This is a genomic window from Kitasatospora sp. NPDC059599 (assembly GCF_042735125.1).
Classification (GTDB): Bacteria; Actinomycetota; Actinomycetes; order Streptomycetales; family Streptomycetaceae; genus Kitasatospora.
Map to the genome: position 1 here is coordinate 1 of NZ_JBHWCL010000066.1, position 20995 is coordinate 20995.

Here is a 20995-nt window from a genome sequence, read left to right on the forward strand (position 1 = left end):
CCGCCGTTTTCGTCACGGTTCGCGGACCCGGCCGCTCCGGACCCCCGCAGACCGTGGCGGGGTCCTCCTCGTCCCGGCGGGAATGGTGCGGCAGGATGTCCGGCATGACGTCGAGCGATCGTGACGAAACCGCCGGGCCGACAGGGCCCGGCGCCGCCGCAGGGCCCACCCCGGCAGCCGGCGCCACGGCCGCCCCGCCGGTCAACACCGTGGTCGTCCCGGCCGACGAGGACCCGGTGGCGGCGGCCGGCAGCGAGGTGTTCGGCGGGCCTCCCGGGCGCAGGGCGTTGCTCGGCGTCTCCTGGTGGATCCCGGCGCGCTTCCTGGCGCTCGCGGTGATCGTGGTCTCGGTGCTCGGCATGGTGCAGAAGCTGCCCTGCTACGAGCAGGCCTGGTTCCAGCCGGGCTCGCCGCAGTACATCCACGCCTGCTACAGCGACATCCCGCACCTGTTCTCCGGACGCGGCTTCGCGTCCGGGCTGCACCCGTACGTGGACCGCATCCCGGGCTCGTCGGGGGACCTGCAGTACCTGGAGTACCCGGTGCTGACCGGCCTGTTCATGCAGGTCGCGGCCTGGCTGACGCCCGGCGGGGGCAACCAGCAGAACCAGGAGCAGTGGTTCTGGGCGGTCAACGCGGGGCTGCTGATGGCCTGCGCGGTGGTCGCGGTGGTGGCGCTCACCCGCACCCACCGACGCCGCCCCTGGGACGCGCTGATGTTCGCGCTCGCGCCCGTCCTGCTGCTCAACGGCACGGTCAACTGGGACCTGCTCGCGGTCGCGCTGGCCGCCGTGGCGGTGGCCTGGTGGTCCCGCTCCCGGCCGGGCTGGGCCGGCGTCTTCATCGGGCTGGCCACCGCCGCCAAGCTCTACCCCCTGCTGCTGCTCGGCCCGCTGCTGGTGCTCTGCTGGCGGGCCGGCAAGTGGCGCGAGTTCCGGGTGGCGCTGGGCGGCGCGGTGGGCGCCTGGCTGGTGGTCAACCTGCCGATCATGCTCGCCAACTGGCAGGGCTGGTCGACCTTCTACGTGTTCAGCAAGCACCGCGGCGAGGACTACGGCTCGTTCTGGCTGATCCTGATGCAGACCCGCGGCGTGGGGCTGGCCGACCTCGACCTCTACATCGGGGTGCTGATGGTGCTGGGCTGCCTGGCCATAGCGTGGCTCGGGCTCTCCGCGCCGCGCCGCCCGCGCCTGGTGCAGCTGGCCTTCCTGGTGGTCGCGCTGTTCGTGCTGGTCAACAAGGTGTACTCGCCGCAGTACGCGCTCTGGCTGCTGCCGCTCGTGGTGCTGGCCCGGCCGCGCTGGCGGGACTTCCTGGTCTGGCAGGCCTGCGAGGTGCTCTACACCCTGGGCATCTGGTCCCACCTGGGCTTCGTCACCGGGCCCAAGCAGCACGGGATCGGCGAGGCCTGGTACCACTTCGCGATCGGGCTGCACCTGATCGGCACGCTCTACCTGGTCGCCCTGGTCGTGCGCGACGTCCTGCACCCGGACCGCGACCCGGTCCGCTGGGACGGCAGCGACGACCCCTCCGGCGGGGTGCTCGACCACGCCCCGGACGTGTTCGTGCTGGGCACCGCCCGGCGGCTGCGCGAGGAGGAGACCTACGCCGCGTACGCGCCGGCCGGCTCCGAGCAGTGGCTGGGAGAGCCGGAACTGCTGGAGCCGGCCGACAAGCCGTGACCCGTCACGTCCGACGGGTCCTGCGGTCCGCCACGAGGACCTGGGCCTAGCGGTCCACCACGCGGTCGAAGTGCGTGGTGGTGTGGCGGACCTGGAGACCGAGCTCCTCGCCGATCGCCGGGGGCTCGGTCTCGCCGTCCAGGAAGAGCAGCGAGACCTGCATGTGCGGCGGCTCGGCGAACCAGAGCTGCTTGCCGGCCCAGTGGAACGGCGACTTGGTCTTGTTGACGGTCGCCAGCCCGGCCCGGGCGATGCCCTTGGCCCGCGAGGCCATGCTCTGCACGTACTTGGGCGCCTCCAGGCCGATGCCGTGCGCGGTGCCGCCGGCGACCACCAGGATGTGGCCGTCGGCCGGCGCCGGGTGCTGGCGGTAGCCGTAGCGGTCGCCCTTCTTCAGCGGGGTGACGTCCAGGACGGTGGCGCGGACCTCCAGCGCGGCGTGGTCGCCCAGCCAGAGCCGGGTGCCGATCCGGGCCCGGAAGACCGTCCCCGGGTAGCGCTGGGCCAGCTGCTCCATGCCGGCCGCGCCGAGGTGGCTGACGAACACGGTGTGCACCGGGATGCCGGCCGCGCGGGCGGTGTCCACCCAGTACGCGACCTCCTCGACCGGGCTGGAGCCGTCCGGCCGGTCCATCGGCAGGTGCAGCGCCAGGCCCTCGAAGCTGACGCCGTCCAGCTCGGCGGCGACGGTGCTCAGGTCGGCGGCGCTCACGCCGTGGCGGCGCATGGTGGTCATGCACTCCAGCACCACCCGGGTGCCGTGCAGCGTCCGCAGCGCGGCCACGCTCGCCACCGTGCGGATCACCCGGGCGTGCGGCAGCGGCAGGACCTCCTCGCCGACCCGGTAGGGGGTGAGCACCAGCAGCTCGCCGCCGTACCACTCGGCGACGTCGGCGGCCTCGTACGCGGTACCGACGGCGAGCACACCGGTGCCCAGCAGCGTCGCCTCCTCGGCCAGCCGGTGGTTGCCCAGGCCGTAGCCGTTCCCCTTGGCGACCGGCACCAGGCCGGGGAACTCGGCGAGGACGGAGCGCTGGTGGGTGCGCCAGCGTTCGGTGTCGAGGTAGAGCGACAGCGTCATCGGGTCAGCCTCCTCAGCGGCGGGACATGTAGAGGTCGAGGGCCTTGTGCAGCAGCTTGTTGAGCGGGAAGTCCCACTCGCCGAGGTACTCGGCCGCCTGGCCGCCGGTGCCGACCTTGAACTGGATCAGACCGAACAGGTGGTCGTTCTCGTCCAGGGTGTCACTGATGCCGCGCAGGTCGTACACCCCGCCGCCGAGGGCGTAGGAGTCGCGCATCATCCGCCACTGGATGGCGTTGGACGGCTTGACCTCGCGCTTGTGGTTGGCCGAGGCGCCGTAGGAGTACCAGACGTGCTCGCCGACCACGAGCATCGTGGTGGCGGCCAGCGGCTCGCCGTCGTGGTAGGCGATGTAGAGCCGCATGCGGTTCTGGTCCTCGGCGGTGAGGGCCTTCCACATCCGCTGGAAGTAGGACAGCGGGCGCGGGGTGAAGCGGTCGCGCTCGGCGGTCACCAGGTAGAGCTGGTGGAAGATCGGCAGCTCGTCGTAGCCGCCCTGGTACACCTCGACGCCGCTCTTCTCGGCCTTCTTGATGTTGCGGCGCCACAGCTGGTTGAAGTTCTTGTGGATGTCGTCCAGCGAGCGGTTGGCCAGCGGCACCTGGAAGACGTAGCGGGGCTGGACGTCGCCGAAGCCGGCGCCGCCGTCCTCGCCCTGCAGCCAGCCGGCCTTGCGCAGCCGGTCGGCCACCTCGAAGGCGCGCGGCTCGTACCAGTCGGCCTCGACGTCGCGCAGCCGCTTGGCCTGCTTGGCGGCGATGGCCTCCTTGATGGTGGGGGCGTTCCAGCGGCGGATGACCACCGGCGGGCCCATCTTCACCGAGAACGCGCCCTGCGACTTCAGGTGCGCCAGCATCGGGGAGAGCCAGCGGTCGAGGTCGCGGTCGAACCAGTCGATGACCGGGCCCTCGGGCAGGTAGGCCAGGTAGCGCTTGAGCTTGGGCAGCTGGCGGTAGAGCACCAGGCCGGCGCCGACGAGCTGGTTGGCGTCGTCGAACCAGCCGATCGACTCGGACCGCCACTCCGCCTTCACGTCGCCCCACGACGGCACCTGCATGTGGCTGGCCGAGGCGCGGCTCCTGATGAAGGCGAGGTGCTCCTCGCGGGTGATCGTCCTCAGGCGCAGGCTCATTGCTCGGTGCTCCTCGTCGGTCGGGCTGCGGTGGGCCCCAGGTTCTCGGGCTGACCTTATCGTCCGGGGTCCGGGCGCCCGTCGCGGCGGGCACGACGGCGCCCCCGTCGCGGTACCTGTCTCCTTGCAGATACGCGACGGGGGCGCCGAGGGTTCCTGGGGGCCGGAGCGGGCCCGGGCGGATCAGCCCCAGAGGCCGCCGCGGGCGATGCCGAGGTAGAAGCCGACCGCGGAGGCGCCGAGCGAGACCATCAGGACGAAGCGCTCGGCGGTGGTGACCGAGACGAACACGCCCCAGAACCCCGTGACGACGCCGGCCAGGCCGGTCCACGAGGTCAGCAGGTGGAGGTCGTAGAAGAACGAGGTGGTGAAGGCGATCACGCCCAGGACGGCGGTGAGCGCCACCAGGGTGTTCTCGCGGGGGTGCGGATGGCCGTCGGTGTTCAGCGTGAGCGCGGGCATGCGGTGGACGGACTGGGCCATTGGTCCCACCTCCAGGCGTGGAGACGAACGGGCAGGAATCCCGTTCCGTCCAGATTGCGGCGCTTGGGCCGCTCTCACAACCCCTATGCGTTTTGTTCGGCCGTACGGGTGCGGGTAGGCTGTGCCGTCTGCACTGGTGTAGTTGTGCCCCCTTGCGCCCTCTTCCGGGCGACGCCCCTGCGGGCGGGCGGGGCCGACTGTCGGACCCGGCCGCTACGGTGGGCCGGAGTCGTCACCGCACCGGTGCCGACGCTACGCACAACCCTCCTGCCACGGAGAGACCGTGGCCGCTGAGTCCAAAGGAGGTGGGTTACCCATGCGTCACTACGAGGTGATGGTCATCCTCGACCCCTCGGTCGAGGAGCGCGCTGTCTCCCCCCTGATCGAGAACTTCCTCACGGTCGTCCGCAACGCGGGCGGCAAGGTGGAGAAGGTCGACACCTGGGGTCGTCGCCGTCTGGCTTACGAGATCAACAAGCAGTCCGAGGGCATCTACTCGGTCATCGACCTGAAGGCCACGCCTGAGGTCGTCAAGGAGCTCGACCGCCAGATGGGCCTGAGCGAGTCGGTTCTGCGGACCAAGGTCCTGCGCCCGGACACCCACTGAGCCACCTCTGAGGCCTTCGGGTCTCGGGTAGCTCGCGACCGCTGTTTCACGTGAAACAGCGGTGAACGGACATCTTCCCGAGAGGTCATCACCACCATGGCAGGCGAGACCGTCATCACCCTCGTCGGCAATCTCGTCGACGACCCCGAGCTGCGCTTCACCCCGTCGGGTGCGGCGGTCGCGAAGTTCCGCATCGCGTCCACCCCCCGCACCTTCGACCGTCAGACGAACGAGTGGAAGGACGGCGAGAGCCTCTTCCTCACGTGCAACGTCTGGCGGCAGCCGGCGGAGAACGTGGCCGAGTCGCTGCAGCGCGGCATGCGCGTCATCGTGCAGGGCCGACTGCGCCAGCGGTCTTACGAGACCAAGGAAGGCGAGAAGCGGACGGTCTTCGAGGTCGAGGTCGACGAGGTCGGCCCGAGCCTGCGCTCGGCGACCGCCAAGGTCACCCGGGCCAACCGGTCCGGTGGTCCCGGCGGCCCCGGTGGCGGCTTCGGCGGCCAGCAGGGCGGCGGCCAGCAGGGCGGCGGCAACTGGGGTGGCGGCGGCGGCCAGCAGGGCGGCAGCTGGGGTGGAAACTCCGGCGGCCAGTCCGGCCCCTCCGAGGACCCCTGGGCCTCCAGCGCCCCGTCCGGTGGAAACCAGGGCGGCGGCTGGGGTGCCCCGTCCGGTGGTGGTGGCGGCGGCTACTCGGAAGAGCCCCCGTTCTAAGAGCTGACAGATTTCGTGCGGCCCGGCCGTCGGCGTCCCCGGACGCCCGCCGGGCCGTGAACCCCAAATGGAGCACACAATGGCGAAGCCGCCTGCTCGCAAGCCGAAGAAGAAGGTTTGCGTCTTCTGCAAGGACAAGGTCAACTACGTTGACTACAAGGACACGAACCTGCTGCGGAAGTACATCTCCGACCGCGGCAAGATCCGTGCCCGCCGGGTCACCGGCAACTGCACCCAGCACCAGCGTGACGTCGCCACGGCCGTGAAGAACAGCCGTGAGATGGCGCTGCTGCCCTACACCAGCACCGCGCGCTAAGAGAGGGTGACCGAGTAATGAAGATCATCCTCACGCACGAGGTGCCGGGTCTCGGCTCCGCCGGCGAGGTCGTCGAGGTCAAGGACGGCTACGCCCGCAACTACCTGGTCCCGCGTGGCTACGCCATCCGCTGGACCAAGGGCGGTCAGAAGGACGTCGACGCCATCCGTCGCGCCCGCAAGATCCACGAGATCCAGACCCTCGACGCCGCCAACGACGTCAAGGGCAAGCTGGAGGGCGTCCAGGTCAAGCTGGCCGTTCGCTCCGGCGAGGCCGGCCGTCTGTTCGGCTCGGTGACCCAGGCCGACGTCGTCGAGGCCATCAAGGCCGCCGGCGGCCCGTCGGTCGACAAGCGCGCCGTCGCGATCGCCTCGCCGATCAAGACCGTGGGCACCCACAAGGTCTCGGTCAAGCTGCACTCCGATGTCCAGGCCAACCTGGACATCGCGGTCGTCGCTGCCTGAGTTCCGTAGCAGTGGCCCGAGGGCCGGGCTCCTCCGGGAGCCCGGCCCTCGGTCGTTCCCGGACGGCTACCCGCGCACCGCTCCGGTGACCAGCCAGGCGCCGCCGCGGGCGCGCCGGACCAGGAAGCCGGCGCGGACCAGCATGAACAGGTTCATCGCCCACCAGAGCCCGGCCAGCCCGGCGCCGGTGGCCGGCACCGCGAAGGCCACCGGGGCGAACACCGCCAGGGTCGCCAGCGCCGCCCGGGCCAGGTACGGACCGTCCCCGGCCCCCATCAGCACCCCGTCCAGCACGAAGACCAGGCCGGAGACCGGCTGGCTGAGCGCGAGCAGCAGCAGGGCGGTGTCCAGCTGCGCCCGGACGGCCGGATCGGGCGTGAACAGCGGCACGTACAGCGGCCGGGCGGCCACCACCAGCAGTCCGAGCAGGACCCCCGCGCCGATGCCCCACTCGACCATCCGCCGGGTGGCGGCCCTGGCCCCGGGGACGTCCGAGGCGCCCAGGTAGCGGCCGATGATGGCCTGGCCGGCGATCGCGATGGCGTCCAGGGCGAAGGCCAGGAAGCTGAACAGCGTCATGGTGATCTGGTGCGCGGCGACCCGGTCGTCGCCCAGCCGCGCGGCCACCGCGGTGGCGATCATCAGCACCGCGCGCAGGCTGATCGTCCGCACCAGCAGCGGGCCGCCCGCCCTGGCACTCGCCCGGATGCCCGCCGCGTCCGGCCGCAGTGAGGCCCGCTCCCGGCGGGCCCCGCGGACCACCACGACCAGGTAGACGGCGGCCATCCCGGTCTGCGCGGCCACCGTGCCCCAGGCCGAGCCGGCCACCCCGAGCCCGGCCCCGTACACCAGCCCGGCGTTCAGGCCGATGTTGGCGGCGAAGCCCGCCACGGCCACCAGCAGGGGAGTGCGGGTGTCCTGGAGACCGCGCAGCACGCCGGTCGCCGCCAGCACCATGAGCATCGCCGGGATGCCCAGGGAGCTGATCCGCAGGTACGTCACCGCGTGGGGCGCGGCGGTCGGGGAGGCGCCCAGGACGTCGGCCACCCAGGGGGCCGTCAGCAGGGTCAGCAGGACCACCGGGACGGCCAGGCCGAGGGCGAGCCAGATGCCGTCGACGCCCTGCTGGACGGCGCCCCGGCGGTCCCCGGCGCCGATCCGGCGGGCGACCGCCGCGGTGGTGGCGTAGGCGAGGAAGACGAACACGCCGGTCGCGGTGGTGAGCGCCGCGGAGGCGACGCCGACCCCGGCCAGCTGGGCGGTGCCGAGGTGGCCGACGATCGCCGAGTCGGCCAGCAGGAAGAGCGGTTCGGCGACCAGCGCACCGAAGGCCGGGACGGCCAGGGCGAGGATCTCCCGGTCGTGCCGACGCCCGGCCGGGGCGGGGGCCGGGGCCCGGGAGGTGTCGTGGGGCGGCGAGGCGGTCATGCGCTCCAGGCTACTCATCCACAGGTAATAGGTACAGATGGCCTATGACCATTACTCGAAATCTTGAGCGGCGCCGTTCGTCCGCTCGGTGCCCACAGCCGTTCGGAGGTGTGTGAAGAATTTCTCATGCACAGGCCCGGTACGGGGTAATCCCAGGTCAGCAGGTTGACGGTGGATCGATCGTCCGGTTATCCACAGGGACGTCCACAGGGGTGTCCACAGCTTTGCGGCAGTTCTCCACAGGCAGGGGCCGTTCATCCACACCCCCTGTGGATAACCGCCTTGGCGCGAGGGCGTCCGGCGCCTTAGCGTGGGCCCCTCCGACCGACACTCCCACCGCCCCCGGCGTCCGATTTGTCGGAGCCGTGGCGTAGAAAGAGGAGCGGATCCGCTCCACCCAGCCACCGGCAAGGCCCGCTCCAACTCGCACCACTCGCTGATCGGGGAACACGCGTGACCGGCCCCCAGTACGACGACCACGACGCCCCGCCGCCGGAAGAGGACTGGCAGACCGCCGAGGACCCCTTCCCGGCCGGCACCTTCGACGACGCGCCCTTCCCGGAGGGCCCCGGGGACCGGCTCCCGGTCTCCCGCGGCCGCGGCGGCCAGGGGGGCCAGGGCAGCCAGGGCGGTGGCCGCGACGGCTTCCAGAAGGGCGGCGGCTTCCAGGGCGGCAAAGGCGGCCGGAACGGCTCCGGGCGCGAAGGCGGCCAGCGGGACGGCGGCTGGCAGCGCCGGGGCGAGGGCGACGGCGAAGGCGGCTCGGACGGCTTCGAGCGCGTCCCCCCGCAGGACCTCGCGGCCGAGCAGTCCGTCCTCGGCGGCATGCTGCTCTCCAAGGACGCCATCGCCGACGTGGTCGAGGTGCTCAAGCCCGCCGACTACTACCGGCCCGCGCACGAGATGGTCCACGGCGCGATCCTCGACCTCTACGCCCGCGGCGAGCCGGCCGACCCGATCACCGTGGCCGGCGAGCTGACCAAGCGCGGTGAGCTCCAGCGGGTCGGCGGCGCCTCGTACCTGCACACCCTGGTCAACTCCGTCCCGACCGCGGCCAACGCCGAGTACTACGCCCAGATCGTCCACGAGCGCGCGGTGCTGCGCCGCCTGGTCGAGGCGGGCACCCGGATCGCCGGCATGGGCTACGCGTCCGAGGGCGACGTGGACGAGATCGTCAACGCCGCCCAGGCGGAGATCTACGCCGTCACCGAGCAGCGCACCAACGAGGACTACGCGCCGCTCGCGGACATCATGGAGGGCGCCCTCGACGAGATCGAGGCGATCGGATCCCGGCAGGGCCAGATGTCCGGCGTGCCGACCGGCTTCGCCGACTTCGACCAGCTCACCAACGGTCTGCACCCCGGCCAGATGATCGTCATCGCGGCCCGCCCCGCCATGGGAAAGTCCACCCTCGCACTGGACTTCGCCCGGGCCTGCTCGATCCAGCACAAGCTGCCGAGCGTGATCTTCTCGCTCGAAATGGGGCGCAACGAGATCGCCATGCGCCTGCTCTCCGCCGAGGCCCGGGTCGCGCTGCACCACATGCGCTCCGGGAACATGACGGACGACGACTGGACCCGGGTCGCCCGGCGGATGCCCGACGTCAGCGAGGCGCCGCTGTTCATCGACGACTCGCCGAACCTGTCGATGATGGAGATCCGCGCCAAGTGCCGCCGGCTCAAGCAGCGCAACGACATCAAGCTGGTCGTCATCGACTACCTCCAGCTGATGCAGTCCGGCGGCTCCCGCCGGGCCGAGAACCGCCAGCAGGAGGTCTCGGACATGTCCCGTAACCTCAAGCTGCTGGCCAAGGAGCTGGAAGTCCCGGTCATCGCGCTGTCCCAGCTGAACCGTGGCCCCGAGCAGCGCACCGACAAGCGGCCGATGGTCTCGGACCTGCGCGAGTCGGGCTCGATCGAGCAGGACGCCGACATGGTCATCCTGCTGCACCGCGAGGACGCCTACGAGAAGGAGTCGCCGCGCGCGGGCGAGGCCGACCTGATCGTCGCCAAGCACCGAAACGGTCCGACCGCGACCATCACGGTGGCCTTCCAGGGCCACTACTCGCGCTTCGTCGACATGACCCGGGACTGACCGCGCACGACCGATGCGGGCCCGGAGCGGCCCCGGCCGGGGGCGAGCTCACCCGGATGGGCTAATCTCCGGCGGATGAAAACCAAGGGATCGCCGGCTCGATGGGGAGTGCGGAGGGGGCGGCAGGGCGACCGGGCCGCCGCGCCGGGAAGCCGGCTCGGCTGGCTGGACGCACTGCGCGGGATCGCCGCACTGGCCGTGACGGCCCACCACTTCGAGGTCCTGAAGCTGATCCCGGGCGGCGCCACCGTCTCGGCCCACTTCGACCTCGGCTTCTACGGCGTCATCGCGTTCTTCATCGTCAGCGGGTACATCATCCCGGCCTCGCTGGAACGGCGCGGTGACGTCCGGGCCTTCTGGATCGGCCGGGTCTTCCGGATCTACCCGGCGCTGATCGTGACCATGGTCTTCGCCGAACTGGTCCTGCCGCACGACTACCAGGTCCTCACCTTCGACGGCTACCACCACGACCTGCTCTGGCTGGCGGGCAACGGCCTGATGCTGACGGACGTGCTGGGCGTGGTGAACGGCCTCGGCATCATGTGGACGCTGACGTACGAGATGCTCTTCTACTTCTTCGTCAGCAGCCTCTTCACCTTCGCCTGGCACCGGCGCAGCGCGCCGATCGCGGTCGGGGCCGGGGCGGTCGCACTGGTGCTGGGCGTCCTGCTGCCCTCGTGGAGCCTGCAGACCAGCGCCGAGGCGATCAGGAACCTCGTGGTCGCCGCCGTGGTCGTCGTGGTCACGGGCGTGTTCTGCATGGTCAGCGGGAACGCGTCCCTGGCCCGGACCGGCGGTCTGCTGCTGGGCGGTCTCGGCCTGCTGCTGGCGTTCACCAACGGCCGGACGACCGCGTACGAGACCTTCACCATCTTCGCGACGATGTTCGCGGGCACGGTGATCTACCGGGCGCAGAACGGGCAGATCGAGCGGATCGAGGCCTGGCTGTCGGTCGGCTTCGTGGTGGTGGCGGGCGCCCTCGTGGGGCCGATGTACAACCGGGGCGCGATGGCGAACGCGACCTCGACCTTCACCTGGTCGGCGTGGACCTACGCCTACCTGGGGGCGTGGGCGTCGTTCGGCTTCTTCTTCCTGCTGCGCAGCCGGCGGATGCCCCGTCCGCTGGTGTGGCTGGGGGCGGTGAGCTACTCGGTCTACCTGCTGCACTGGGCGGTCAAGAAGTTCCTGCTGTGGCGGCTCGGCTGGGACAGCATCAACTACCCGGACAAGCTGGCCGCGATGCCGTTCGTGGAGCGGTGGTCGTGGGTGGCGGGCTACGTCGCGGTGCTGCTGGCCGTCTGCTGGGCGGTGTACCGGCTGGTGGAGCTGCCGTTCCAGAACCTGGGCCGCCGGCTGACCACGGCGGCGAACCGGCGGTGGCCGTCGCAGTCCCTGGAGCGGCCGGCGCCGGCGGCCGTGGTGGCCGTCGTCCCGGCGCAGTCCCAGGGGCCCGTGCCGGAGCCGGTGCTGGTGGCCGCGGGTTCGGCGGTGGGGCCGGACACGGCCCCGGGCGGGGACCCGGGCGGTCAGGGGAAGCAGGCCGAGTGAGCCCGGGCCGGGCGGCGGGAGTGTTCCCGCCGCCCGGCCCGCGGTCCGTGGCGCGTCAGGGGGTCAGATGGTCACCGTGGCGCGGAAGAGGGTGCCGGTGCCGGACAGGCGGGTCGGTTCGCCGGTCGCGGGCAGGAAGGCGGACTCCCCGCGGGCGAGGTCCAGGACGGTGCCGTCGGCGGCGGTCAGCCGCACGCCGCCCTCGGTGCAGAGCAGGATCTGCGGGGTGCGGCCGTCGATCGCGCGCTCGACGCCGTCCAGCGCGAAGCGGGAGAGCCGGAACTCGTCGATCGGGACGGGGTAGAGCTCCTCGCCCGGGGTCGCCCCGACCGGGACGGGGGTCAGCACCGCGGGGGCGCCGGCCTCGAAGACCACGACCTTCAGCAGTTCGGGCACGTCGATGTGCTTCGGGGTGAGGCCGGCCCGCAGCACGTTGTCGGAGTTGGCCTGCAGCTCGACGCAGACGCCGGACAGGTAGGCGTGCGGCACCCCGGCGCCCAGGTAGAGCGCCTCGCCGGCCCGCAGCCGGACGTGGTTGAGCAGCATGCCGGCGATCACGCCGCGGTCGTCCGGGAAGTCCCTGGCGATCCGGGCGTACGGGGCGTAGTACCAGTCCGGGTCGCCGCTGTCCTGCTCCGCCAGCACCTCGGCGGTCTCCCGGACGGTCTTGGTGGCGGTGTCCTCGTCCATCGTGAGGATGGCGGCCAGCGTGCCGCGCAGCGCCTCGGACTCGTCCTCGACGCACAGCAGGTCGATCAGCGGGTCCAGTCCGGGCACCCCGAGCCGGGCCATCAGCTCGACGGTCTCGATCGGCGGGCGGAAGCCGCACAGGCCCTCGAACCCGCCCAGCGCGCAGACCATCTCGGGCTTGTGGTTGGCGTCGCGGTAGCTGCGCCGGGGGGCGTCCAGCGGGATGCCGAGGGCGTTCTCGGCGGCGAAGCCGGCGCGGGCCTGGTCGAGCGTGGGGTGGGCCTGGATCGACAGCGGGGTGCCCGCGGCGAGGACCTTGAAGAGGAACGGCAGGGTCGGACCGAACCTGGCCACGCTCGCGGCGCCCAGTTCGGCCCCGGGGTCGGCCGCGATCAGCTCGTCCAGCCGGCGCGGGCCGTCCCCGCGGTCGGCGCGGGACGGGTCGCCGGGGTGGGCGCCCATCCACAGCTCGGCCTGCGGCTCACCGCTCGGCTGCTGCCCGAGCAGCTCGGGCAGGGCCGTGAGCGACCCCCAGGCGTACGGGCGGATGGTGTTGACGAGCCTGTCCATGCGCGCGGTCCTACTCCTTCGCTGTCTGGGCGGGTGTGCCGGATCGCCGGGGGCGGGCCCGGCGGTGCGGGCGGTCCGGGCACGGGCAAGGGCATCGACCCTAGCCGACCGGTGTCACCCACGGGGAAACGGCGGGGGTCCGGTGGGAGTGCCATGGACGGACCGGTGGGTCCCGGGCGCGGTAGTAGGATGCCAGGACGCAGTAGTCTCCGCCCTGCGCGCAGTTCTCCACCGTGGTCATCCCGTCGGAGGGGCTGCCGGTGCAGCCGCGTTCCAGAGTGCGGGCGACGGTGTTCCGAGATTCCCCGCCATCGGCCGAGAGGTTTGTACGTGACCGTGAACCAGCAGAGTTTTGCTGATCTCGGCAGGGTCCTGGTGATCATCCCGACCTACAACGAGGCGGAGAACGTCGAGCGGATCGTCGGCCGGGTCCGTGCCGCGGTGCCCGAGGCGCACGTGCTGGTCGCCGACGACAACAGCCCCGACGGCACCGGCGAGCTGGCCGACAAGCTGGCCGTCGAGGACCCGAACGTGCACGTCATGCACCGCAAGGGCAAGGAGGGCCTGGGCGCCGCCTACCTCGCGGGCTTCCGCTGGGGCATCGACAACGGCTACGACGTCCTGGTCGAGATGGACGCGGACGGCTCGCACCAGCCCGAGGAGCTGGACCGGCTGCTGGGCGCGCTGCGCGGCGCCGACCTGGTGCTGGGCTCCCGCTGGGTGCCGGGCGGCCGGGTCGTGAACTGGCCGAAGTCGCGGCTGCTGCTCTCGCGCGGCGGCTCGACCTACTCCCGGCTGATGCTGGGCGTGCCGATCAAGGACGTCACCGGCGGCTACCGGGCGTTCCGCAAGGAGACCCTGCTGGGCCTGGGCATGGACGAGGTCGCCTCGGCCGGGTACTGCTTCCAGGTCGACCTGGCCTGGCGCACGGTGAAGGCCGGGTTCAAGGTCGCCGAGGTGCCGATCACCTTCATCGAGCGCGAGCTGGGTGCGTCCAAGATGAGCCGCACCATCGTGGTCGAGGCGCTGTGGCGGGTGACCTCCTGGGGTCTGTCCGACCGGCTGGCCCGGCTGCGCGGCGCGAAGAAGCGCTGACGACGGAGGACACGCGTGGGTGAAGGGCCCGTCCGCTGGTGACAGCGGGCGGGCCCTTCCGTGTGTCCGGGTGGGGAGCGGGCGCCCCGGCGGGGTCAGCAGCCGCCGCCCCTGAGGGCGCTCTCCGGCAGGTAGCGGTCGGCCCAGACGGCCAGTTCGTGGAGCGCGGGCTTGAGCGCGACGCCGCCCTCGGTGAGGCGGTAGCTGACCCGCAGCGGGGGGCCGGCGTCGACCTCGCGGACCACCAGTCCGGCCTCGGCCAGCTCGGTCAGCCGGTCGGAGAGCATCCGCTCGCTGATGCCCGGGACGGCGCGGCGCAGCTCGGAGAAGTAGGCCTGGCCGCCGTTGTTGAGCACGCCCAGCAGCATGCCCGTCCAGCGCTTGCCGAGCAGGGTGAAGACCCGGCCGAGGGCCAGGTCGACGTTCTGGCAGGACGCGCCGCGGGCGCCGTTGCCGCCCGGGTCGAGGGCGCTCGGGACTCCGTCGGTCACTACCTCGTGCTGGGCCATGGATCCAGCGTACTCGACAGGTCACTAGTGACTGCAGAAAAGTAAGCTGCTACCGTACTTTCAGTTGCAGCGAAATCGGCAGCTACTTATTCTCTGGAGGTCCCGCCATGCCCACGCTCCTGCACATCGACTCCTCCGCGGTCACCGACGGCTCCGTCTCCCGCGAGGTCACGGCCGCCTTCCGGGCCGCCTGGCAGGCGGAGCACCCCGGGGGCACGGTGATCCACCGGGACCTCGCCGCCGAGCCGCTCCCGCACCTGGACGTGCACGGCATCACCGCCGGATTCGCGCCCGCCGCGGTCCACAGCACCGAGCAGGCCGCCTCCTTCGCGCTGCGCGACGAACTGATGGCCGAGCTGGAGCGGGCCGACGCCGTGCTGATCGGCAGCCCGATGTACAACTTCACGATCCCGTCGACCCTCAAGGCCTGGCTGGACCAGGTGATCCTGATGGGCCGCACCGCCGGTGAGACGCCCTCCGCCAAGGGCACCCCGGTCACCGTCGTCGCCACCCGCGGCGGCTCCTACGCGCCCGGCGCCCCGCGCGAGCCCTTCGAGTTCGTCACCACCTACCTGGAGAAGGTGCTGACCGGGATGCTCGGCCTGGAGGTCGACTTCATCGTCCCGGAGTTCACCCTGGCCCCGGCCGTCCCGGCGATGGCGGACTTCATCCCGAACGCCGCCGAGTCCAAGGCCCGGGCCCTGGAGCAGGCCGCCCGCCGGGGCAAGGAGCTCGCCGCCCGCGTCGCGGCGTGACGTGAGGCGGAAGGCGGGCCCGCCGGGCGCGCCTTCCGCGCAATCGGGCGGCGGTGCTCCCATGCTGTAGGGCGCAGCACATCCGACCGCCCACCCGAGGGAGCAGCCCGTGACGTCGTCCCCGCCCGACGAGAGCGCCGGCGCGGAGCGTGCGGACGCCCCACCCGCGGCGCCGCTGGAGGCCGCCGTCTTCACCGGCCCCGAGTCGGCCTTCTTCGCCACCTCCACGCTGATCCTCGGTGAGCGGACCGCGATCCTGGTGGACGCCCAGCTCACCCGCAGCGCCGGGCGCGAACTGGCCGAGTGGGTCGCGGGCAAGGGCCGCCGGCTGCTCGCCATCGTGGTCACCCACCAGCACCCGGACCACTACTTCGGCGCCGAGGAGGTGCTCAAGCTCTTCCCCGAGGCGCAGCTGCTGGCCGCACCGGCGGTGGTCGAGGGCATCCGGCGCACCGCCGCCGCCAAGGTCGCCCAGTGGAAGCCGGTGTACGGCGACGACATCCCGGACCACCCGCTGGTCCCCGCCCCGCTGCTGCCGCAGCCGCTCATGCTGGACCGCCAGGTCATCCCCGTCCTGCTGCTCGGCCAGGGCGACTGCGGGGACTCCACGGTCGTCCACGTGCCGAGCATCCGGACCGTGATCGCCGGGGACTTCGTCTACAACGGCACCCACGTCTGGACCGCCGACACCACCCCGGCCCAGCGCACCACCTGGGGACACAACCTGCGCAGGATCGCCGACCTCGGCGCGGACCGGGTGATCGCCGGGCACCGGGCCCCCGACCAGGGCGACGACGCGGCCCGGGTGCTCGCCTTCACCGGCGGGTACCTGCAGGACTTCGACCGGCTGCTGGCCCGGCACCCGCACGACCCCGAAGCCCTGGTCACCGCGGTGAACCAGCGGTACGGGGAGCTGACCCTGCCGGTCATCCTGGACCTCGGCGCCGCGGCCAACACCGCCCGGTCGGCCGCGGAGGACGGGATCATCGACGCGGAGATCGTCGAGGACGACCCGGACGAGTAGGGTCCGCCGCGACCGGGCGGATACTGGCCGCATGACGCCGTACGACGTGATCGTTCCGGCCGGCGGGGCCGCGCGGCGCCTCGGCGGGGCCGACAAGCCCGGGCTGACGGTGGGGGAGACCACCCTGCTCGACCGGGTGCTCGCCGCCTGCACGGAGGCCCGCACCACCATCGTGGTCGGCCCGGCCCGGCCGACCGCGCGCACCGGCGTCCGCTGGACCAGGGAACAGCCGCCCGGCGGCGGTCCGGTCGCCGCCGTCGCGGCCGGACTCGACCTGGTCACCGCGGACACCGTGCTGCTGCTCGCCGCCGACCTGCCCTTCCTGGACCGGCGGACCGTGCACCGGCTCGTCGCCGCCCTGGACGGCGCCGGGCCCGCGGTGGCCGCCGCCGTGCTGGTCGACGCGGGCGGCCGGGACCAGCCGCTCGCCGCCGCGTACTGCACCGCCCCGCTGCGCGCCGCGCTGGCCGCCCTCGGCGACCCGGAGGGTCAGCCGCTGCGCCGCCTGGTCGGCGAACTGGCGCAGCTGCGGGTCGCCGACACCGACGGCGTCGCCTACGACTGCGACACCTGGGAGGACCTGGAGCAGGCCAGGGAACGCGACCGGAACTGAACCTCACGGCACCGGACACCGCGCCGTGAGGGAAACGACGCGCCCCGCACACGGGGCGAACACCTCGGGGAAACCGCCGATCAGGCAGCATGGGCGCATGGAGCGCACGCTGGATGACTGGATCGCCGAGGTCAAGGCCGACCTGGGCATCGACCTGGACGTGGACGTCCGAGGTCTGCTCGACACGGCCCGGGTGGTCGCGCACGGAGTGGCCCGGCCCGCCGCGCCGCTGACCGCCTTCCTGATCGGCTACGCGGCCGCCCGGCAGGGCGGCGGGCCGGAGGCCGTCGCCGAGGCCGCCCGGCGGACCGAGGTGCTCGCCGAGGGGTGGATCGCCGCCGACCGCCCGGGCGAGCAGTGAGCACGGTCGGGCAGAACACCGTGACCGCGCCGTCCACCGGCCCCGCGCCGGCCGCCGCCCCCGCCGGGTCGAGCTGGTCCCGGGCCCGGGAGACCGCGCGCCGGGCCGGGCTGCGCCCGCTGCCCGGGGTCGCGCTGCCGCTGGCCGAGGGGCTCGGCCGCACCCTCGCCGAGCCGCTCGGCGCGCTGACCGACCTGCCCGCCTTCGACACCTCCGCGATGGACGGCTGGGCGGTCGCCGGGCCCGGCCCGTGGCGGGTCGCCGGCCGGGTGCTGGCCGGGGCGGCCGACCCGGCGCCGCTGGCCGACGGCTCCGCCGTGGAGATCGCCACCGGCGCCCGGCTGCCGGTCGGCGCCACCGCCGTGCTGCGCCGGGAGCACGGACGGACGGACGGCGCGCTGCTGCGCGACTGCGGCCCCGGGCAGCTGACCACCGGCCAGGACGTCCGTCCGCGCGGCCAGGAGTGCCGCCGGGGCGAGGAGTTGCTGCCGGAGGGCACCGAGATCGGGCCCGCCGTGCTCGGGCTGGCCGCCGCCTGCGGCCACGACCGGCTGCTGGTCCGCCGCCGTCCGGTCGTCCAACTGCTCGTCCTCGGTGACGAGTTGCTGGACTCCGGGATCCCCGGTCCGGGCCTGGTCCGGGACGCGCTCGGGCCGCTGCTGCCGCCCTGGCTGCGGGCCGCCGGTGCCGAGGTCGCCGAAGTGCGGTACGTGCGCGACGACTTCCTACTGCTGCGGGACGCGCTGCGGCACTCCACCGCCGACATCGTGGTCACCACCGGCGGGACGGCCGCCGGGCCCGTCGACTTCCTGCACCGGGCGCTCGCCGAGTCCGGCGCCCGGCTGCTCGTGGACGGCGTCGCCGTCCGGCCCGGACACCCCATGCTGCTGGCCGAACTCCCCGGCGGGCGCCACCTGGTCGGCCTGCCGGGCAACCCGCTGGCCGCCGTCGCCGGGATGGTCACGCTCGCCCTGCCGCTGCTGCACGCCCGCGGGGGACGGACCGTCGGTGCCCCCGCCCTCGCACCCGTCGCGGCCGCGCTGCCCGGGCACCCGGCGGACACCCGGCTGCAGCCCGTCCGGCGCACGGCCGAGGGCGTCGTCCCGCTCGCCTTCGACGGGCCCGCGATGCTGCGCGGACTCGCCCGGGCCGAGGCGCTGGCCGTGGTCCCGCCCGGCGGGGCGGCGGCGGGGGAGACGGTCGAGCTGCTGGAGGTGCCGTGAACGGGCGGAGCGGGGCGGCCGCATGAGCCGCTTCCGACGTGTCCGGGCGCCGGGGACGGAACCGTGGGCGGACGCCGGGATCGTGCTGCCCGCCCGCCGGGCCGCACCCGCCGGGCGGCAGGTCGGCTCGCGGCTGCTGCTGGCGCTCGCCGTGCTGATCGCCACCACGCTGATCGTCTACGTCGACCGGGCGGGCTACAACGACAACGCCGGGGGCGGGGTCAGCTTCCTCGACGCGGCGTACTACGCCACCGTGACGCTCTCCACCACCGGGTACGGCGACATCACCCCGTACAGCGACAGCGCCCGGCTCACCAACATCTTCGTGGTCACCCCGCTGCGCGTGCTGTTCCTGATCATCCTGGTCGGCACCACGCTGGAGGTGCTCACCGAACGCACCCGCCTGCAATGGCGGTTGAACCGCTGGAGGTCCACGGTGCACGAGCACACCGTCGTCATCGGGTACGGGACGAAGGGCCGCAGCGCGGTCGACACCCTGCTCGGGCAAGGGGTGAAGAAGGAGGAGATCGTCGTCGTCGACCCGCAGCGCAAGGTGATCGACCAGGCCGCGCAGCACGGCCTGGTCGGGGTGGTCGGCGACGCCACCCGCACCGACACGCTGGTGCGGGCCGGCCTGGCCTCGGCGGCCCGGGTGGTGATCGCCCCGGAGCGGGACGACACCGCGGTCCTGATCGCGCTGACGGCACGGCAGTTGAACAAGGGCGCCACCGTGGTCGCCGCCGTGCGGGAGGACGAGAACGCCCCGCTGCTGCGGCAGAGCGGCGCCGACGTCGTGGTCACCAGCTCCAGTTCGGCCGGGCGGCTGCTCGGGCTGTCGATGCTCAGCCCGCACGCCGGGGCGGTGATGGAGGACCTGCTGACGTACGGCAACGGGCTGGACGTGATGGAACGCCCGGTCACCCGGGCCGAGGCCGGGCACGGCCCGCGCGAGTGCGAGGACCTCGTGGTCGCGGTGGTCCGCGGCCGGCGGGTGCTCAACTACAACGCGCCGGAGGCGGCCGTGCTGCAGCTCACCGACCGGGTGATCGTCATCAGGTCGTCCGGCTGACACGACGTCGGCCGCACGGTGCGGTCCCTGCCCCGCCGACCGGCCTGACGCGCAGTAGGTTCGGGACATGCATGCGATGACGATTCCCGTACCCGGCGGCCCCGAGGCACTGGTCTGGGCCGAGGTGCCCGATCCGGTGCCCGCCGAGGGCGAGGTCCTGGTGGAGGTGACGGCCACCGCCGTCAACCGTGCCGACCTGCTCCAGCGGCAGGGCTTCTACAACCCGCCGCCCGGCGCCTCGCCCTACCCGGGGCTGGAGTGCGCCGGGCGGATCGTCGCGCTCGGGTCCGGGGTGGCCGGCTGGGCGGTCGGCGACGAGGTGTGCGCGCTGCTGTCCGGCGGCGGCTACGCGCAGCGGGTCGCGGTGCCGAGCGGGCAGCTGCTGCCGATGCCCGCGGGGCTCACCCCCGAGCAGGCCGCGGCGCTGCCCGAGGTCGCCTGCACGGTGTGGTCCAACGTCTTCCTCACCGCGCACCTGCGGCCCGGCGAGACGGTGCTGCTGCACGGCGGCGCGAGCGGCATCGGGACCATGGCGATCCAGCTGGCCAAGGCGGTCGGCGCGCGGGTCGCGGTCACTGCGGGCAGCGCCGGGAAGCTGGCCCGGTGCACCGAGCTGGGCGCGGACATCGTGATCGACTACCGGCAGCAGGACTTCGTCGAGGTGCTCCGGGAGGCCACCGGCGGGGCCGGGGCGGACGTCATCCTGGACATCATGGGCGCCAAGTACCTGCAGCGGAACGTGGAGGCGCTGGCGGTCAACGGGCGGCTGGTGATCATCGGGCTGCAGGGCGGGGTGAAGGGCGAACTCGACCTCAACGCGCTGCTGCGCAAGCGGGCGGCGGTGATCGCCACCAACCTGCGCGGGCGGCCGCTGGGGGAGAAGGCGGCGATCGTGGCGGCGGTGCGGGAGCACGTGTGGCCGCTGGTCGAGTCCGGGGTGGTGAAGCCGGTGGTGGACCGGGTGCTGCCGCTGACCGACGCGGGCGAGGGGCACCGGGTGCTGGAGGCCGGGGAGCAGGTCGGGAAGGTCGTGCTGCGGGCCTGAGGGCCATGGGGCTGCGGGCCTGCGGGCGGGACCCGCGGGCTGTGTCCGAAATGCCCGGACTGTCGGGCCGTGCGACGCTGGTCCGGAGCTGTCCCGCCGCCGACCCCGCCCCCGGGCGGGGCCGGCCGTCGGAAGGACTCCGACCGTGGCCGCATCCCCGCACGCCCGCCTCGGGCCGCTGCCCGTAGCGCCGCACCACCGTCGCACCCGTCGCCGCCCGGGCTCGGGCCGCGCCCAGCGACTGCTGGCGGCGGCCGTCCTGGGGCTCACGCTCCCGCTGGCCGCCGCGTCGGCGGCGGTGGCCATGCCGTCGCCCTCGGCGGGGATGTCCCCGTCCCCTTTCCCGTCCCCTTCTTTCGTTCCCTCTCCTTCGTCTTCCGCTTCTTCCTCCTCCGCTTCGACGCCGGGTGCCGGGTCGACCGCGGCGAGTGAGGAGCCGGACGACGAGGCGACGCCGGACGGCGAGGCGACGGCGGGCGACGCGGCCGCACCGGG

19 protein-coding genes and 1 pseudogene are annotated in these 20995 nt (G+C 73.1%); 14 read left to right on the forward strand and 6 right to left on the reverse strand.

The genetic code is table 11. The features are described from left to right. The first annotated feature begins 104 nt into the window (after window positions 1-104). Entirely contained in the window at window positions 105-1682 is a 1578-nt protein-coding gene (locus ACFV04_RS22880) for a glycosyltransferase family 87 protein (protein ID WP_380337128.1), read from the forward strand. A 46-nt stretch (window positions 1683-1728) separates the two neighbouring features. On the opposite strand, the gene ACFV04_RS22885 is transcribed toward ACFV04_RS22880, so the two are convergent. The 3 genes from ACFV04_RS22885 to ACFV04_RS22895 all read right to left on the reverse strand — a co-directional run bounded on the left by ACFV04_RS22885 (window position 1729) and on the right by ACFV04_RS22895 (window position 4378). After that, the gene (locus ACFV04_RS22885) at window positions 1729-2763 is read right to left on the reverse strand and encodes an alanine racemase (protein WP_360260039.1); all 1035 of its coding nucleotides are present in this window, start codon (window positions 2761-2763) and stop codon (window positions 1729-1731) included. 13 nt (window positions 2764-2776) lie between these two features. Beyond that, window positions 2777-3895: a peptidoglycan bridge formation glycyltransferase FemA/FemB family protein gene (locus tag ACFV04_RS22890; protein WP_360260042.1), complete on the reverse strand. Its 1119-nt coding sequence runs from the start codon at window positions 3893-3895 to the stop codon at window positions 2777-2779. 183 nt (window positions 3896-4078) lie between these two features. After that, entirely contained in the window at window positions 4079-4378 is a 300-nt protein-coding gene (locus ACFV04_RS22895) for a hypothetical protein (protein WP_380337124.1), read from the reverse strand. Window positions 4379-4694: 316 nt separating this feature from the next. Between ACFV04_RS22895 and rpsF the strand changes: the two genes are divergently transcribed. The 4 genes from rpsF to rplI all read left to right on the forward strand — a co-directional run bounded on the left by rpsF (window position 4695) and on the right by rplI (window position 6476). Continuing rightward, window positions 4695-4985 carry a 30S ribosomal protein S6 gene (gene rpsF / locus ACFV04_RS22900; RefSeq protein WP_063348486.1) on the forward strand — a complete coding sequence of 97 codons (291 nt, stop codon included), beginning with the start codon at window positions 4695-4697 and terminating at the stop codon, window positions 4983-4985. 96 nt (window positions 4986-5081) lie between these two features. Then, entirely contained in the window at window positions 5082-5696 is a 615-nt protein-coding gene (locus tag ACFV04_RS22905; RefSeq protein ID WP_380337121.1) for a single-stranded DNA-binding protein, read from the forward strand. A 79-nt stretch (window positions 5697-5775) separates the two neighbouring features. Beyond that, the gene (gene rpsR, locus ACFV04_RS22910; RefSeq protein ID WP_030059640.1) at window positions 5776-6012 is read left to right on the forward strand and encodes a 30S ribosomal protein S18; all 237 of its coding nucleotides are present in this window, start codon (window positions 5776-5778) and stop codon (window positions 6010-6012) included. 17 nt (window positions 6013-6029) lie between these two features. Then, window positions 6030-6476 carry a 50S ribosomal protein L9 gene (gene rplI / locus ACFV04_RS22915; RefSeq protein WP_380337118.1) on the forward strand — a complete coding sequence of 149 codons (447 nt, stop codon included), beginning with the start codon at window positions 6030-6032 and terminating at the stop codon, window positions 6474-6476. A gap of 66 nt (window positions 6477-6542) precedes the next feature. On the opposite strand, the gene ACFV04_RS22920 is transcribed toward rplI, so the two are convergent. Then, window positions 6543-7904: an MATE family efflux transporter gene (locus tag ACFV04_RS22920; RefSeq protein WP_380531696.1), complete on the reverse strand. Its 1362-nt coding sequence runs from the start codon at window positions 7902-7904 to the stop codon at window positions 6543-6545. Between the two features lie 453 nt (window positions 7905-8357). Here ACFV04_RS22920 and dnaB point away from each other — a divergent pair, with 453 nt between their 5' ends. Both dnaB and ACFV04_RS22930 read left to right on the forward strand, forming a co-directional pair. Next, entirely contained in the window at window positions 8358-9998 is a 1641-nt protein-coding gene (gene dnaB, locus ACFV04_RS22925) for a replicative DNA helicase (protein ID WP_380531653.1), read from the forward strand. Between the two features lie 75 nt (window positions 9999-10073). After that, window positions 10074-11546, forward strand: a complete 1473-nt coding sequence (locus ACFV04_RS22930; RefSeq protein WP_380337112.1) for an acyltransferase family protein — start codon at window positions 10074-10076, stop codon at window positions 11544-11546. A gap of 63 nt (window positions 11547-11609) precedes the next feature. On the opposite strand, the gene manA is transcribed toward ACFV04_RS22930, so the two are convergent. Beyond that, window positions 11610-12806: a mannose-6-phosphate isomerase, class I gene (gene manA, locus ACFV04_RS22935; RefSeq protein WP_380337109.1), complete on the reverse strand. Its 1197-nt coding sequence runs from the start codon at window positions 12804-12806 to the stop codon at window positions 11610-11612. 330 nt (window positions 12807-13136) lie between these two features. Here manA and ACFV04_RS22940 point away from each other — a divergent pair, with 330 nt between their 5' ends. Further along, a complete protein-coding gene (locus ACFV04_RS22940; RefSeq protein ID WP_380337106.1) occupies window positions 13137-13901 on the forward strand; it encodes a polyprenol monophosphomannose synthase in 765 nt (254 codons plus the stop codon). A 95-nt stretch (window positions 13902-13996) separates the two neighbouring features. Here the strand turns inward: ACFV04_RS22940 and ACFV04_RS22945 are convergent, their stop codons facing one another. Further along, the gene (locus ACFV04_RS22945) at window positions 13997-14410 is read right to left on the reverse strand and encodes a winged helix-turn-helix transcriptional regulator (protein ID WP_380337103.1); all 414 of its coding nucleotides are present in this window, start codon (window positions 14408-14410) and stop codon (window positions 13997-13999) included. Window positions 14411-14517: 107 nt separating this feature from the next. On the opposite strand from ACFV04_RS22945, the gene ACFV04_RS22950 reads away from it, so the two are divergent. The 6 genes and pseudogenes from ACFV04_RS22950 (at window position 14518) to ACFV04_RS22975 (ending at window position 20500) form a co-directional block, all read left to right on the forward strand. Then, the gene (locus ACFV04_RS22950) at window positions 14518-15165 is read left to right on the forward strand and encodes an FMN-dependent NADH-azoreductase (protein WP_380531658.1); all 648 of its coding nucleotides are present in this window, start codon (window positions 14518-14520) and stop codon (window positions 15163-15165) included. 109 nt (window positions 15166-15274) lie between these two features. Beyond that, window positions 15275-16189, forward strand: a complete 915-nt coding sequence (locus ACFV04_RS22955) for an MBL fold metallo-hydrolase (RefSeq protein WP_360260068.1) — start codon at window positions 15275-15277, stop codon at window positions 16187-16189. 31 nt (window positions 16190-16220) lie between these two features. After that, window positions 16221-17163, forward strand: a pseudogene (locus ACFV04_RS22960) (NTP transferase domain-containing protein). Window positions 17164-17183: 20 nt separating this feature from the next. Beyond that, complete coding sequence (locus ACFV04_RS22965; protein WP_380531662.1) at window positions 17184-18386, forward strand: molybdopterin molybdotransferase MoeA; 1203 nt, start codon at window positions 17184-17186, stop codon at window positions 18384-18386. A 22-nt stretch (window positions 18387-18408) separates the two neighbouring features. After that, window positions 18409-19455: a potassium channel family protein gene (locus tag ACFV04_RS22970; protein ID WP_380531665.1), complete on the forward strand. Its 1047-nt coding sequence runs from the start codon at window positions 18409-18411 to the stop codon at window positions 19453-19455. Between the two features lie 67 nt (window positions 19456-19522). Beyond that, on the forward strand, window positions 19523-20500 hold the full coding sequence (locus ACFV04_RS22975) for an NAD(P)H-quinone oxidoreductase (RefSeq protein ID WP_380531667.1): 978 nt from the start codon (window positions 19523-19525) through the stop codon (window positions 20498-20500). Window positions 20501-20995: the final 495 nt, after the last annotated feature.

What these genes read in the sequence shown, in the direction of transcription:
- ACFV04_RS22880 (WP_380337128.1), top strand. Translation starts at nt 105, where the DNA reads ATGACGTCGAGCGATCGTGACGAAACCGCCGGGCCGACAGGGCCCGGC.
- ACFV04_RS22885 (WP_360260039.1), bottom strand. Translation starts at nt 2,763, where the DNA reads ATGACGCTGTCGCTCTACCTCGACACCGAACGCTGGCGCACCCACCAG.
- ACFV04_RS22890 (WP_360260042.1), bottom strand. Translation starts at nt 3,895, where the DNA reads ATGAGCCTGCGCCTGAGGACGATCACCCGCGAGGAGCACCTCGCCTTC.
- ACFV04_RS22895 (WP_380337124.1), bottom strand. Translation starts at nt 4,378, where the DNA reads ATGGCCCAGTCCGTCCACCGCATGCCCGCGCTCACGCTGAACACCGAC.
- rpsF (WP_063348486.1), top strand. Translation starts at nt 4,695, where the DNA reads ATGCGTCACTACGAGGTGATGGTCATCCTCGACCCCTCGGTCGAGGAG.
- ACFV04_RS22905 (WP_380337121.1), top strand. Translation starts at nt 5,082, where the DNA reads ATGGCAGGCGAGACCGTCATCACCCTCGTCGGCAATCTCGTCGACGAC.
- rpsR (WP_030059640.1), top strand. Translation starts at nt 5,776, where the DNA reads ATGGCGAAGCCGCCTGCTCGCAAGCCGAAGAAGAAGGTTTGCGTCTTC.
- rplI (WP_380337118.1), top strand. Translation starts at nt 6,030, where the DNA reads ATGAAGATCATCCTCACGCACGAGGTGCCGGGTCTCGGCTCCGCCGGC.
- ACFV04_RS22920 (WP_380531696.1), bottom strand. Translation starts at nt 7,904, where the DNA reads ATGACCGCCTCGCCGCCCCACGACACCTCCCGGGCCCCGGCCCCCGCC.
- ACFV04_RS22930 (WP_380337112.1), top strand. Translation starts at nt 10,074, where the DNA reads ATGAAAACCAAGGGATCGCCGGCTCGATGGGGAGTGCGGAGGGGGCGG.
- manA (WP_380337109.1), bottom strand. Translation starts at nt 12,806, where the DNA reads ATGGACAGGCTCGTCAACACCATCCGCCCGTACGCCTGGGGGTCGCTC.
- ACFV04_RS22945 (WP_380337103.1), bottom strand. Translation starts at nt 14,410, where the DNA reads ATGGCCCAGCACGAGGTAGTGACCGACGGAGTCCCGAGCGCCCTCGAC.
- ACFV04_RS22950 (WP_380531658.1), top strand. Translation starts at nt 14,518, where the DNA reads ATGCCCACGCTCCTGCACATCGACTCCTCCGCGGTCACCGACGGCTCC.
- ACFV04_RS22970 (WP_380531665.1), top strand. Translation starts at nt 18,409, where the DNA reads ATGAGCCGCTTCCGACGTGTCCGGGCGCCGGGGACGGAACCGTGGGCG.
- ACFV04_RS22975 (WP_380531667.1), top strand. Translation starts at nt 19,523, where the DNA reads ATGCATGCGATGACGATTCCCGTACCCGGCGGCCCCGAGGCACTGGTC.